The organism is Enterobacter cloacae complex sp. P12RS, from assembly GCF_014895875.1.
GTDB lineage: Bacteria > Pseudomonadota > Gammaproteobacteria > Enterobacterales > Enterobacteriaceae > Enterobacter > Enterobacter bugandensis.
In genome coordinates, this window is record NZ_JADBQO010000005.1 from 53,357 (window position 1) to 66,876 (window position 13,520).

At 59.6% G+C, this 13,520-nt stretch carries 10 protein-coding genes; 9 read left to right on the plus strand and 1 reads right to left on the minus strand.

Annotation, left to right across the window (positions count from 1 at the left end; all coding sequences use genetic code 11):
- Positions 1-5 precede the first annotated feature (5 nt).
- Genes IM284_RS02175 through IM284_RS02185 form a run of 3 tightly spaced genes read left to right on the plus strand, consistent with a single transcriptional unit; the run spans position 6 to position 2,886 of the window.
- The gene (locus tag IM284_RS02175) at positions 6-1,163 is read left to right on the plus strand and encodes a branched-chain amino acid ABC transporter substrate-binding protein (protein ID WP_041909827.1); all 1,158 of its coding nucleotides are present in this window, start codon (positions 6-8) and stop codon (positions 1,161-1,163) included.
- Between the two features lie 17 nt (positions 1,164-1,180).
- Complete coding sequence (locus tag IM284_RS02180) at positions 1,181-1,663, plus strand: L-2-amino-thiazoline-4-carboxylic acid hydrolase (RefSeq protein ID WP_028013263.1); 483 nt, start codon at positions 1,181-1,183, stop codon at positions 1,661-1,663.
- Entirely contained in the window at positions 1,660-2,886 is a 1,227-nt protein-coding gene (locus IM284_RS02185) for a Zn-dependent hydrolase (RefSeq protein ID WP_193055709.1), read from the plus strand. The genes IM284_RS02180 and IM284_RS02185 overlap by 4 nt, the downstream gene beginning before the upstream one ends.
- Positions 2,887-2,952: 66 nt before the next feature.
- Here the strand turns inward: IM284_RS02185 and IM284_RS02190 are convergent, their stop codons facing one another.
- Positions 2,953-4,440, minus strand: coding sequence for an MFS transporter (locus tag IM284_RS02190; protein WP_047368622.1), 1,488 nt, complete (start codon positions 4,438-4,440; stop codon positions 2,953-2,955).
- A gap of 118 nt (positions 4,441-4,558) precedes the next feature.
- Between IM284_RS02190 and IM284_RS02195 the strand changes: the two genes are divergently transcribed.
- The 6 genes from IM284_RS02195 (at position 4,559) to narI (ending at position 13,451) form a co-directional block, all read left to right on the plus strand.
- Positions 4,559-5,134, plus strand: a complete 576-nt coding sequence (locus tag IM284_RS02195) for a TetR family transcriptional regulator (RefSeq protein WP_047368623.1) — start codon at positions 4,559-4,561, stop codon at positions 5,132-5,134.
- A 210-nt stretch (positions 5,135-5,344) separates the two neighbouring features.
- Positions 5,345-6,730 (plus strand): NarK family nitrate/nitrite MFS transporter, encoded by a 1,386-nt coding sequence (locus IM284_RS02200; RefSeq protein WP_047368624.1) that lies wholly within the window; start codon positions 5,345-5,347, stop codon positions 6,728-6,730.
- Between the two features lie 67 nt (positions 6,731-6,797).
- Complete coding sequence (locus IM284_RS02205) at positions 6,798-10,538, plus strand: nitrate reductase subunit alpha (RefSeq protein ID WP_047368625.1); 3,741 nt, start codon at positions 6,798-6,800, stop codon at positions 10,536-10,538.
- A complete protein-coding gene (gene narH, locus IM284_RS02210; protein WP_008501747.1) occupies positions 10,535-12,079 on the plus strand; it encodes a nitrate reductase subunit beta in 1,545 nt (514 codons plus the stop codon). The genes IM284_RS02205 and narH overlap by 4 nt, the downstream gene beginning before the upstream one ends.
- A complete protein-coding gene (gene narW / locus IM284_RS02215) occupies positions 12,079-12,774 on the plus strand; it encodes a nitrate reductase molybdenum cofactor assembly chaperone (RefSeq protein ID WP_047368626.1) in 696 nt (231 codons plus the stop codon). Before narH ends, narW begins: the two co-directional genes overlap by 1 nt.
- A complete protein-coding gene (narI, locus tag IM284_RS02220; protein WP_022648214.1) occupies positions 12,771-13,451 on the plus strand; it encodes a respiratory nitrate reductase subunit gamma in 681 nt (226 codons plus the stop codon). Before narW ends, narI begins: the two co-directional genes overlap by 4 nt.
- Positions 13,452-13,520 lie beyond the last annotated feature (69 nt).

Consider the following 13,520-nt stretch of genomic DNA (forward strand, 5'->3'; position numbering starts at 1 on the left):
ATACAATGAAAACAGTAAAAATCAGTGCGCTCAGCGCCGCTATTCTGCTCGGCGGTCTTGCCTCAACGTCTTCGTGGGCCGCCGACGGCGAAACCGTGGTAATCGGTCTGGCAGGCCCGCTTACCGGCCCGTCCGCCCGTATCGGGAAAGATCTGGAGAACGGCGCGCAGCTGGCGATTGACGACATTAACAAGCAGCATCCGACCATCGGCGGCAAAGCGGTCACCTTCAAACTGCAGTCCGAAGACGATCAGTCTGACCCGCGCACTGCCGTAGCCGTCGCGCAGCGTCTGGTGGACAGCGATGTGGCGGGCGTGGTCGGCCACTGGAACACCGGCACCAGCATTCCAGCGGCCCGCGTTTATCACGATGCGGGCATCGCCCAGGTAGCACCGGTCGCAACCGGTCACGCCTATACGCAACAAGGTTTTGATACCAGCTTCCGCGTGATGGGACACGACGATGACGGCGGCCAGCTCGCCGGTCAGTACGCGGTTAACACCCTCAAAGCCAAACGCATTGCGGTAATCGACGACCGTACCGCCTTCGGTCAGGGGCTTGCAGACCAGTTTATTAAATCGCTGGAAGCCCAGGGCGTGAAAATTGTCGACCGTCAGTACGTGGATGACAAAACGGTCGATTTCAGCGCCGTGCTGACCGCCATCCGCAGTAAAAACGCCGATCTGATCTTCTTCGGCGGCGTCGACAGCCAGGCCGCACCGCTGGCTCGCCGCATTAAACAGCTGGGCATGAATGCCACGCTGATGGGCGCAGGCGGATTCGTCAGCCAGACGTTCCTGAAGCTGGCGCAGAAAGAAGGCGAAGGCGTTGTGGCGCTGGAGCCGGGCCTGCCCGTTGACCAGATGCCGGGTGGAAAGGCATTCGAACAGGCCTACCAGGCCCGCTACCACACCCATATCGAACTGCACGCCCCGTTCGCCTATGACGCCACCCGCGTGCTGGTTGCGGCGATGGAAAAAGCAGACTCCGTTGAGCCATCAGACTATCTGCCCGCCCTGCGCGCCATCAGCTATTCCGGCGTTACCGGACAGATCGCGTTTGATAAAGAGGGCAACCTGAAATCGCCGTCGTTCACGGTCTATAAGGTTGTCGACGGCAAATGGCAGCCGCAGACCGTGCTGGGCGGCGCAAAAGCGAAGTAACGCAGCGAGGCAATGTGATGAGTGATAATAATGAGCTGGGCATTCTCGCCCGCCGCAAAATTGAAGCTGAAATTATTAAGCCAATTTATGAAATCCTGGTGCGCGAGATAGGGAAAGCCCGCGCCCAGGCGGTGATTGGCGAGGCCATTGAGCAGGCTGCGATTGATGCTGGTAAAGGGTTTGCCAGCAAAGAACCCAACGGCGCGAACATCAAGAGCTTTATCGCCCTGCAGTATCTGTGGGAGAAAGATAACGCCCTGGACGTGAAGGTGATCGACGCTGACGACCAGCAGTACAACTACAACGTAACCCGCTGTCGCTACGCGGAGATGTACCACGAGATGGGGCTGGGCGAGATTGGTCATCTGCTCTCCTGCGCGCGCGATGAGAAATTCATCGTTGGCTATGCGCCGGACGTAGAGCTAACCCGCACCACGACCATTATGCAGGGCGGTGCGTGCTGTGATTTCCGCTACCGCAGCGGTAAGGACAAGCCATGATCCGCGTCAATGCCGAACGGCTGTGGTCAACGCTTGAGATGATGGCGCAGATCGGCGGCACGCCCGCCGGTGGCGTCACCCGTCTGGCACTGAGCGAGGAAGATCGTATTGCGCGTAACCTGCTGCGCGACTGGGCGCTGGACGCCGGTTTTACCTGTGACGTCGACAGCATGGGCAATATGTTTATCCGCCGCGCCGGGAAAAACCCGCAACTCGCGCCAGTCATGACCGGTTCGCACGTGGATACCCAGCCGCTGGGAGGGAACTACGACGGCGTTTACGGCGTGCTGGCCGGGCTGGAGCTGCTGCGCACCCTCAATGACCATCACCTTGAGACGGAGCGTGACATCGTGCTGGTCAACTGGACCAACGAAGAAGGCGCGCGCTTTGCGCCAGCCATGCTCGCTTCAGGGGTCTGGACGGGGCAATTTAGCGAAGCGTACGCCCATGCCCGCGCGGACAGCGACGGTATCAGCGTGGGTGAAGCGCTGGAAAGCATCGGCTACCGGGGTGAAGCCCCTGCCCGCGCGTTTCCGGTTCACGCCTGCTACGAGCTGCACATCGAACAGGGCCCGATTCTGGAAGACGAAGCCCTGGATATCGGGTTAGTCCGCGCGGCAATGGGCCAGCGCTGGTTTACCCTGACGCTGGACGGGTTTGCCGCCCACGCGGGCACCACGCCAATGCACAGCCGACGCGACGCGCTGACCGCGTTCTCGGAGCTGGCGCTGAAGGTGGAGGAGATTGGCTATCGGCACGCGCCGGACGGACGTGCGACCATCGGTATGGCGCAGGTTACGCCAAACTCGCGCAACGTCGTGCCGTCTCGGGTGGTCTGCAGCGTGGAGTTTCGCCATCCGGCGCTGACGGCACTGGAAGCCATGGAGGCGGCGCTGCATAAGGTGGCTGAAAGCCTGAGCCTGCGCGGGGTGGCGGCTGTCGTTGAGCGCATCTTTGACTACGCGCCCATCGCGTTTGATGCCGAATGTCTGGCCCGCACAGAGAAGGCCGTGGCGGAACTGGGCTACTCGGCGAAACCGATGGTCTCCGGCGCGGGACATGACGCCTGCTATGTCAGCAAAATTGCCCCTGCCAGCATGATTTTTATCCCCTGCGTGAAGGGCATCAGCCATAACGAAGCGGAAAGGATCCTGCCAGAGTGGTCGGAGAAAGGGGCGAACGTGCTGTTGCTCAGCGTCCTGTCCGCGGCCCGGGAAAAATAAACCGGGTGGCGCGGCTCGGACAACCGCGCCCGTAGGCCCGGTAAGCGCAGCGCCACCGGGCGTGTTTTACGGCTTCGGCACCTTCGCCAGGCTAAACCAGATCCCCACTGCCAGCAACAGCAGCATTCCGCCCGCACTCCCCAGCGCCACGCTGTGGGAGGTAATAAACGCACTTTTCGCCGCCTCAATCACCGGCTCCGCGAGGGACGGCGTCAGCTCCTGCGCCACCTTCATCGCTTCACCAATGGATGACGAGGCTTTATCGACGAGCGAGGCATTCAGCCCCTGCGGCAGGTCAATGGACGCCGAGAAGCTGCGGGTCAACAGCAGACCAAAAATAGCGATCCCCAGCCCGGCGCCCAGTTCATAGGACATGGTTTCAATCGCTCCTGCGGCAGCGGCTTTCTCCTTCGGCGCGGCAGCCATAATGGCGGAGGTCGAGGCCAGCAGCGCGCTTGCGGCGCTAAAACCAAGCAGAACCATCAGCCCCCACGCCTGCCACTGCTGCGTGCTGAAGTCGAGCATCGACAGGCCAATAAAGCTGACGGCGCTGAGCCCCATGCCGCCCGCCGCGACGATGCGTAGCCCTAATCGCCCAACCAGCACGCCCGCGATCGGCCCGCTGAACCCGCTGGCGACCATCAGAGGCAGCATAAACATACCCGCTTCAAACGGCGTAAAGCCGTGAACAAACTGCAGCTCCTGCGCCATCAGCAGCTCAAAGCCCACCAGGGCGATCATCGCCGTCATCGCCATGACCACGCCGCTCAGAATGATGCGATGGCAGAACAGGCGCATGTCGATCATCGGCACGCGGGCGCGCAGCTGGATGCGCACAAAAATAAACAGCATTACGGCACCCGTGAGCAAGGTACACGCCACCAGCCACGGCGACATAACGCCTTTTAGCGCGGTTTTGGCGCTGTAGACCAGCAGCAAAATCGCCACAATCAGCATGAGCGCATGGCTGATATTTAACGGCTGCTCAGGACGCCCTTCCTGCTGCGGGACAAAGCGCGCGGCAAGGGTAACGACAATAAGCACAATCGGCACGTTGATTAAAAACACCGATCCCCAGTAAAAATGCTCGAGCAGCATACCGCCAATCAGCGGACCAAACGCCGCCCCGCCGGAACCCACTGCCGCCCAGACGCCGAGCGCGATGTTGCGATCTTTCGCGTCGGTAAACAGCGTGCGGATCCCCGCAAGCGTAGCCGGAATGATCATTGCCGCACCGATCGCCAGCGAGGCGCGCGCCGCTATCAGCCACCCTGCCGACGGTGCAAACGCGGCCGCCAGGGACGACAGGCCAAACAGCGTGCTGCCGATCATCAGCAAGCGTTTAAAGCCAATGCGGTCACCCAGGGCACCCATCGGCAGCACCATCCCCGCCATCACCAGCGAGTAAATATCAATGATCCACAACAATTCGTTACCGCTGGCACCCAGCGTCATGCTCAATGTCGGCGCCGCCACGTGCAGCACCGTCGCGTCAATCGCCACCGGGATGTACACCAGCACGATAATTACTAACGCTAACCACTGACGAAACATAAATTTCCTTTTCATTTTAAACATGGACACATGTCCAGAATCCGATCCTACGTAAAGTTGAACGACTGTCCAGCTTTTTGTTACACTCGTTTCGGTCTTATTGAGAGTAGAGAAAAAAATGCGCTATTTGAGCAAGGAAGAGCGGCGGGAAGCGATCTTACAGGCCGCGATGCGCGTGGCGCTGGCCGAGGGGCTGGCAGCCATGACGGTACGGCGCATTGCCGCAGAAGCGGGCGTCGCGACCGGGCAGGTCCACCACCACTTTGCCTCCGGCGGCGAGTTAAAATCGCTGGCGTTTGTGCGCGTGATCCGCGAGCTGCTGGATGCCGACGTGGTGGGTGAAAACGCCGGCTGGCGGGAACGGTTGCACAGCATGCTCGGCAGTGACGACGGTGGCCTTGAACCTTACATTCGCCTTTGGCGGGAAGCCCAAATTCTCGCCAGCCGTGATCCCGAGATCAAAGCGGCTTATGTCCTCACCATGGAGATGTGGCATCAGGAAACCGTGGCGATTATCCGCGCCGGGGCTGATGCCAACGCGTTCACGCTTACCGATCGGGCGGAAAATATCGCCTGGCGTTTAATAGGGCTGGTTTGTGGCCTGGATGGGATCACCGTATTAAATATGCCTGAAATGGACAATGCGGCATTTAATAAACATCTCGACAAACTTATCACGCTGGAATTGTTTTAATACTCCTTCCGGAGTATAAATTGCGCAAAATGTTACAATTAGTAACACATTAAGCGAGCCCTTATTTTCATTCTAATCTCGGGGGTTCGCTTTTTTTATCTATCCTTTCAGATGTATCCCAAAGCATCCCAAAAAACCAATTACACTTCTTTAATCATCTTTTTGTTTTTACTTCATTTTTCTCTCAAACATGGTAAGCAAGAGGGCGATATGTCGCAACAAAGTGATAAAAGTAATCCCCATCTGTTGAGTAACTGGAAACCTGAAAACGCGCAATTTTGGGAGAATAAAGGAAAACATATCGCACGAAGAAACCTATGGATTTCTGTAGCTTGCCTGCTATTAGCGTTTTGCGTGTGGATGTTATTTAGCGCCGTTGCGGTCAATCTGAATAAAGTCGGATTTAATTTCACCACCGATCAGCTTTTTATGCTAACGGCATTACCTTCACTCTCTGGCGCGATATTGCGCGTGCCCTACTCGTTTATGGTGCCAATATTTGGCGGACGCTACTGGACGGTATTGAGCACCGTTATCCTGATTATCCCCTGCGTCTGGCTGGGGATAGCCATTCAGGACACCGCGACACCTTACTGGGTCTTTATCGTGATTGCCCTGCTCTGCGGTTTTGCCGGGGCCAACTTTGCCTCCAGCATGGGTAACATCAGCTTCTTCTTCCCGAAGGCCAGACAGGGCAGCGCGCTGGGCATCAACGGCGGGCTGGGAAATCTTGGCGTCAGCGTGATGCAGCTGTTTGCTCCGCTGGTGATTTTCCTGCCAATGTTTACCTTCCTCGGCGTGCACGGCGTACCGCAGGAGGACGGCTCAACGATGTGGCTGGCCAATGCGGCCTGGGTCTGGGCGCCGCTGCTGCTGCTGGCAACCCTTGCGGCGTTTTTTGGCATGAACGATATCGCCAGCTCTAAAGCCTCTATCGCCAGCCAGCTGCCGGTACTGAAGCGCTTTCACCTCTGGCTGCTGAGCCTGCTTTATCTTGCTACCTTCGGCTCGTTTATCGGCTTCTCGGCGGGCTTTGCCATGCTGTCGAAAACCCAGTTCCCGGACGTGAACATCCTTCACCTCGCTTTCTTTGGCCCCCTGATCGGCGCACTGGCGCGTTCGGCGGGCGGGATGGTCTCTGACAGGCTGGGCGGCGTGCGCGTCACGCTGATTAACTTCGTCTTTATGGCTATCTTCAGCGCCCTGATCTTCCTGACGCTCCCCGGCTCTGGCTCCGGCAGCTTTATCGCCTTCTACCTGGTCTTTATGGGTCTGTTCCTCACCGCCGGGCTGGGCAGCGGTTCGACCTTCCAGATGATCGCGATTATCTTTCGCCAAATCACCCTCGACCGCGTCAAGAGGCAGGGCGGAACGGACGAGCAGGCGCAGCATGAAGCGGTGACGGAGACCGCCGCCGCGCTGGGCTTTATCTCCGCCATCGGTGCCGTTGGCGGGTTCTTTATCCCTAAGGCGTTCGGCACATCGCTGGCAATGACCGGTTCGCCGGTTGGGGCCATGAAGGTCTTCCTCGTGTTTTACATCGTCTGCGTGTTCGTCACCTGGCTGGTGTATGGCCGTAAATCCTCAAAAAAATAAAAACTACATCTTCGCCGGAGCGTGATGCATCGCACTCCGGCCATGCTATCGAAGCAGGAGAAATGTCATGAGCAAACTGCTGGACCGCTTCCGTTACTTCAAAACAAAAGGCGACAGTTTCGCCGATGGGCACGGGCAGGTGTATCACACCAACCGCGACTGGGAGGACAGCTATCGCCAGCGCTGGCAGTTCGACAAGATTGTGCGATCCACCCACGGGGTAAACTGTACCGGCTCCTGTAGCTGGAAGATTTATGTCAAAAACGGCCTGGTGACCTGGGAAACCCAGCAGACCGACTACCCCCGCACCCGCCCTGACCTGCCCAATCACGAGCCGCGCGGCTGCCCGCGAGGCGCAAGCTACTCCTGGTACCTCTACAGCGCCAACCGTCTTAAGTACCCGCTGGTGCGCCGCAGGCTGATCGAACTCTGGCGCGAGGCGCTGGCGCAGCATACCGATCCGGTGCAGGCCTGGGATGCCATCCAGAACGATCCGCAAAAGGCGCAAAGCTACAGGAAGGCGCGGGGTAAAGGCGGGTTTATCCGCTCAAACTGGAAAGAGCTGAACCAGCTGATCGCCGCCGCTAACGTCTGGACCATCAAAAACTACGGCCCGGACCGCGTGGCCGGTTTTTCGCCTATTCCGGCGATGTCGATGGTCTCCTACGCCGCCGGAACGCGCTATCTCTCCCTGCTGGGCGGCACCTGCCTGAGCTTCTACGACTGGTACTGCGACCTGCCGCCGGCGTCGCCGATGACCTGGGGCGAGCAGACCGACGTGCCGGAGTCCGCCGACTGGTACAACTCCAGCTATATCATTGCCTGGGGTTCGAACGTGCCACAGACGCGTACTCCGGACGCCCACTTCTTTACCGAGGTGCGCTACAAAGGCACCAAGACCGTTGCGATTACGCCGGACTTCTCGGAGGTCGCCAAGCTCAGCGACCAGTGGCTGGCCCCCAAACAGGGCACCGACAGCGCCCTCGCCATGGCGATGGGCCACGTCATCCTCAAAGAGTTCCACCTCGATAACCCGAGCGATTACTTCCTTAACTATTGCCGCCGCTACACCGACATGCCGATGCTCGTGCTGCTGGACGAGCAGGCTGACGGTCGCGTGGTGCCGGGCCGGATGCTGCGCGCCTCCGATCTCGTCGACGGACTGGGGGAGGCCAATAACCCAGAGTGGAAGACCGTCGCCTTCGATATTGCCGGTAACCTGGTGGTGCCAAACGGCTCGATCGGGTTCCGCTGGGGGGAAAAAGGCAAATGGAACCTGGAGCCTCAGGCTGCGGGCCATGAAACAGAACTCACCCTCTCCCTGCTGATTACCCACGACAGCGTGGCGGACGTCGCGTTCCCCTACTTTGGCGGCAACGAAAACCCGCATTTTCGCAGCGCGAAGCAGGAGCCGGTGCTGACGCGCCGCGTGCCGAGCAAAACCCTGACGCTCGCCGACGGCAGCGAGAAGCGAGTGGTCAGCGTTTACGATCTGGTGCTGGCTAACTACGGTCTCGATCGCGGCCTGGAAGACAGTAACGCCGCAGACAGCTATGACCAGATCAAAGCCTACACGCCCGCCTGGGGCGAGCAGATCACCGGCGTGCCCGCGTACCTGATCGAAAAAATTGCCCGCGAGTTCGCCGACACGGCGCACAAAACGCACGGTCGCTCGATGATCATTCTGGGTGCCGGGGTGAACCACTGGTACCACATGGACATGAACTACCGCGGGATGATCAATATGCTGGTCTTCTGCGGCTGCGTCGGGCAGAGCGGCGGCGGCTGGTCCCACTATGTCGGCCAGGAGAAGCTGCGCCCGCAAACCGGCTGGCTGCCGCTGGCCTTCGCGCTGGACTGGAACCGCCCGCCGCGCCAGATGAACAGCACCTCGTTCTTCTACAACCACGCCAGCCAATGGCGCTACGAGAAGCTCACCGCGCAGGAGCTGCTCTCCCCGCTGGCGGACGCGTCGAAGTTCACCGGACATCTGATCGACTTTAACGTTCGCGCCGAACGCATGGGCTGGCTGCCGTCGGCCCCGCAGCTCAACCTCAACCCGCTGCATGTCAAGGCGCGTGCGGACGCGGCGGGCATGACGCCGCAGGAGTACACCGTTCAGGCGTTGAAATCGGGCGATATCCGCTTCGCCTGCGAACAGCCGGACAACGGCAAGAACCACCCGCGCAACCTGTTCGTCTGGCGCTCTAACCTGCTCGGCTCGTCCGGGAAAGGCCACGAGTACATGCTGAAATACCTGCTCGGCACTGAGAGCGGCATTCAGGGTGAAGATTTAGGCTCAACGGACGACGTGAAGCCTGAAGAGGTGGAGTGGCAAACCGCCGCCATCGAGGGCAAGCTCGACCTACTGGTGACGCTCGATTTCCGCATGTCCAGCACCTGCCTGTTCTCCGATATCGTCCTGCCGACCGCCACCTGGTATGAAAAGGACGACATGAATACCTCGGACATGCACCCGTTTATTCATCCGCTTTCCGCCGCCGTTGACCCGGCGTGGGAATCGCGCAGCGACTGGGAGATCTACAAAGGCATCGCCAAAGTCTTCTCCGAGGTGTGCGTTGGCCATCTGGGCACAGAAACCGACGTGGTGCTCCAGCCGCTGCAGCATGACTCCCCGGCGGAGCTGTCGCAGCCGTTTGATATTCAGGACTGGCGCAAAGGGGAATGTGACCTGATCCCCGGCAAAACGGCGCCGAACATTGCCGTGGTCGAGCGTAACTACCCGGAAACTTACGAACGCTTCACCGCCCTCGGCCCGCTGATGGACAAGCTCGGCAACGGCGGGAAAGGCATTTCGTGGAACACGCAGAACGAGGTCGATTTCCTCGGCAAGCTGAACTACGTCAAGCTCGACGGCCCGGCGAAAGGCCGCCCGCGCATTGAAACCGCCATTGACGCCTCGGAGGTGATTCTCGCCCTCGCCCCGGAAACTAATGGACAGGTGGCGGTGAAGGCCTGGGAAGCGCTCGGGGAACTGACCGGGCGCGACCACACCCATCTGGCGCTGAACAAGGAAGATGAGAAAATCCGCTTCCGCGACATTCAGGCGCAGCCGCGCAAAATCATCTCAAGCCCGACGTGGTCCGGCCTTGAGAGCGAGCACGTCTCCTATAACGCGGGCTATACCAACGTCCACGAGCTGATCCCGTGGCGCACCCTTTCGGGCCGCCAGCAGCTGTATCAGGATCATCCGTGGATGCGCGCCTTCGGGGAGAGCCTGGTGGCCTATCGCCCACCGATTGATACCCGCAGCGTGACCCACATGCGCGAGATCCCGCCGAACGGCTTCCCGGAAAAAGCGCTGAACTTCCTGACGCCGCACCAGAAATGGGGCATCCACTCCACCTACAGCGAAAACCTGCTGATGCAGACCCTGTCGCGCGGAGGACCCATCGTCTGGATCAGCGAAACCGACGCCCGCGAGCTGGGCATAGAGGACAACGACTGGATCGAAGCCTTCAACGCCAACGGCGCCCTCACCGCCCGCGCGGTGGTCAGCCAGCGCGTGCCGCCGGGCATGACCATGATGTACCACGCCCAGGAGCGCATCCTGAACATTCCGGGGTCAGAAGTGACCGGACGGCGCGGCGGGATCCACAACTCGGTCACCCGCGTCTGCCCAAAACCGACACACATGATCGGCGGCTATGCCCAACTGGCGTACAGCTTTAACTATTACGGCACCGTCGGCTCCAACCGCGACGAGTTCATCATGATCCGCAAAATGAAAAATATTAACTGGCTGGACGGCGAAGGTCGGGATCAGGTACAGGAGGCGAAAAAATGAAAATACGCTCACAGGTTGGCATGGTTCTGAATCTCGATAAATGCATCGGCTGCCACACCTGCTCGGTCACCTGCAAGAACGTCTGGACCGGGCGCGAAGGGATGGAGTATGCGTGGTTTAACAATGTGGAGACCAAACCGGGGATTGGCTACCCGAAAAACTGGGAAGATCAGGAGGAGTGGCAAGGCGGCTGGATCCGCGGCATACACGGCAAGCTGACGCCGCGCCTCGGCGGCAAAATGGGTGTGCTGTCGAAGATTTTCGCCAACCCCGTCCTGCCGCAGATTGACGATTATTACGAACCCTTCACCTTTGACTATCAGGATCTGCACCGCGCGCCGGAGGGGGATCACCTCCCTACCGCCCGCCCCCGCTCGCTGATCGACGGCAAGCGGATGGACAAAATCGTCTGGGGGCCAAACTGGGAGGAACTGCTGGGGGGCGAGTTCGAAAAGCGCGCCCGCGACCGCAACTTCCAGAAGATCCAGAAGGAGATGTACGGCCAGTTTGAAAACACCTTCATGATGTATCTGCCGCGCCTGTGCGAGCACTGCCTGAACCCGAGCTGCGTGGCCACCTGCCCGAGCGGCGCGATCTACAAGCGCGAAGAGGACGGCATTGTGCTGATCGACCAGGATAAATGTCGCGGCTGGCGCCTGTGCATCAGCGGATGCCCGTACAAGAAAATTTACTTCAACTGGAAAAGCGGCAAGTCAGAAAAATGCATCTTCTGCTACCCGCGCATTGAGTCCGGCCAGCCGACTGTCTGCTCGGAAACCTGCGTCGGACGCATCCGTTATCTCGGCGTGCTGCTGTACGACGCGGACCGTATTGAAGAGGCCGCCAGCACCGAGCATGAAACCGATCTGTACGAGCGCCAGTGCGACGTGTTCCTTAACCCGAACGATCCGGCGGTGATTGAGGAAGCGCTGAAGCAAGGCATTCCGCAGAACGTGATTGACGCCGCCCAGCGTTCGCCGGTCTACAAGATGGCGATGGACTGGAAGCTGGCCCTGCCGCTGCATCCGGAATACCGCACCCTGCCGATGGTCTGGTACGTGCCGCCGCTGTCGCCGATTCAGTCCTACGCGGATGCGGGCGGCCTGCCGCAGAGTGACGGCGTCCTGCCTGCCGTGGAAAGCCTGCGCATTCCAGTGCAGTACCTGGCAAACATGCTCAGCGCGGGCGATACCGGCCCGGTGCTGCGCGCACTGAAGCGCATGATGGCGATGCGTCACTATAAACGCTCCCAGACCGTGGAAGGCGTGACCGATACCCGCGCCATTGAGGAAGTGGGCCTGACCGAAGCGCAGGTTGAGGAGATGTACCGCTATCTCGCCATCGCTAACTACGAAGACCGCTTCGTGATCCCGACCAGCCACCGCGAAATGGCGCGCGACGCCTTCCCGGAGAAAAACGGCTGCGGCTTCACCTTTGGCGACGGCTGCCACGGCTCCGACACCAAATTCAACCTCTTCAACAGCAGCCGCATCGACGCGATTAACATCACCGAGGTGCGCGAACACGGGGAGGGAGAATAATGCAGATCCTTAAAATCATCGCGCTGCTGATTGAGTATCCCGATGAGCTGCTGTGGGAAAACCGCGATGAGGCGCTTTCCCTGGTTGAGCAGGACGCGCCCATGCTGCTGCCGTTTGCGCAGCAGCACCTGAGCGCCCCGCTGCTGGATAAGCAAGCCGAATGGTGCGAAGTGTTTGAACGCGGGCGCGCAACGTCCCTGCTGCTGTTCGAGCACGTTCACGCCGAGTCCCGCGATCGTGGTCAGGCGATGGTCGACCTGATGAGCCAGTATGAGAAAGCCGGGCTGGAGCTGGACTGTCGCGAGCTGCCCGACTATCTGCCGCTCTACCTGGAATACCTCAGCCTCGTCACCGACGACGAGGCGCGTGAAGGATTGCAAAATGTCGCGCCGATCCTGGCGCTGATTGGTGGTCGCCTCAAGCAGCGCGGCGTGGCGCATTACCAGCTGTTTGACGCCCTGCTGACGATGGCCGGTACGCGGCTTTCCAGCGACAGCGTGGCGAAGCAGGTGTCCGATGAAAAACGGGATGATACCCGTCAGGCACTGGACGCCGTGTGGGAAGAGGAACAGGTGAAGTTTATCGAAGACAACGCCACATCGTGCGACAGTTCGCCGATGCAGCAATATCAACGACGCTTTAGCCAGGACGTCGCGCCGCAGTACGTGGACGTCAGCGCCGGAGGCCCAAAATGACGCATTACCTGAACGTGTTTTTCTATGATATTTACCCGTATATCTGTGCCACCGTTTTTTTCCTCGGCAGTTGGCTGCGCTACGACTACGGGCAGTACACCTGGCGGGCCTCATCGAGCCAGATGCTCAGCAAGCGCGGGATGAACTGGGCCTCTAACCTGTTTCATATCGGGATTCTGGGGATCTTCTTCGGGCACCTGTTCGGCATGTTAACCCCGCACTGGATGTACGCCTGGTTTTTACCCGTCGCGGTTAAACAGCAGTTGGCCATGATTGCGGGAGGCATTTGCGGCGTACTGACGCTGATTGGTGGGTCAATGCTGCTGATCCGCCGCCTCTTCAACCAGCGGGTACGCGCCACGTCCACCACGCCGGATATTATCATCATGAGTATCCTGCTGCTTCAGTGCATCCTGGGGCTGTCGACCATTCCTTTCTCCGCGCAATATCCTGACGGAAGCGAGATGATGAAACTGGTCGGCTGGGCGCAGGGGATCGTAACGTTTAAGGGGGGCTCGTCGGAGATGTTGAGCGGCGTCGCGCCGATCTTCCGCGTGCATCTGGTGCTGGGGATGACGATCTTCCTCATCTTCCCGTTCACCCGTCTGGTACACGTGTGGAGCGCGCCGTTTGAATATTTTACCCGTCGGTATCAGGTGGTGAGATCGCGCCGTTGATTTTGTCGGGTGGCGGCTTCGCCTTACCCGACCTACGTTCACACTCCCGTAGGCCCGGTAAGGCGTAGC

Bases quoted from the DNA above. Each gene is read 5' to 3' on its own strand.
- IM284_RS02175 (WP_041909827.1), top strand. From the start codon at position 6: ATGAAAACAGTAAAAATCAGTGCGCTCAGCGCCGCTATTCTGCTCGGC.
- IM284_RS02180 (WP_028013263.1), top strand. From the start codon at position 1,181: ATGAGTGATAATAATGAGCTGGGCATTCTCGCCCGCCGCAAAATTGAA.
- IM284_RS02185 (WP_193055709.1), top strand. From the start codon at position 1,660: ATGATCCGCGTCAATGCCGAACGGCTGTGGTCAACGCTTGAGATGATG.
- IM284_RS02190 (WP_047368622.1), bottom strand. From the start codon at position 4,440: ATGTTTCGTCAGTGGTTAGCGTTAGTAATTATCGTGCTGGTGTACATC.
- IM284_RS02195 (WP_047368623.1), top strand. From the start codon at position 4,559: ATGCGCTATTTGAGCAAGGAAGAGCGGCGGGAAGCGATCTTACAGGCC.
- IM284_RS02200 (WP_047368624.1), top strand. From the start codon at position 5,345: ATGTCGCAACAAAGTGATAAAAGTAATCCCCATCTGTTGAGTAACTGG.
- IM284_RS02205 (WP_047368625.1), top strand. From the start codon at position 6,798: ATGAGCAAACTGCTGGACCGCTTCCGTTACTTCAAAACAAAAGGCGAC.
- narH (WP_008501747.1), top strand. From the start codon at position 10,535: ATGAAAATACGCTCACAGGTTGGCATGGTTCTGAATCTCGATAAATGC.
- narW (WP_047368626.1), top strand. From the start codon at position 12,079: ATGCAGATCCTTAAAATCATCGCGCTGCTGATTGAGTATCCCGATGAG.
- narI (WP_022648214.1), top strand. From the start codon at position 12,771: ATGACGCATTACCTGAACGTGTTTTTCTATGATATTTACCCGTATATC.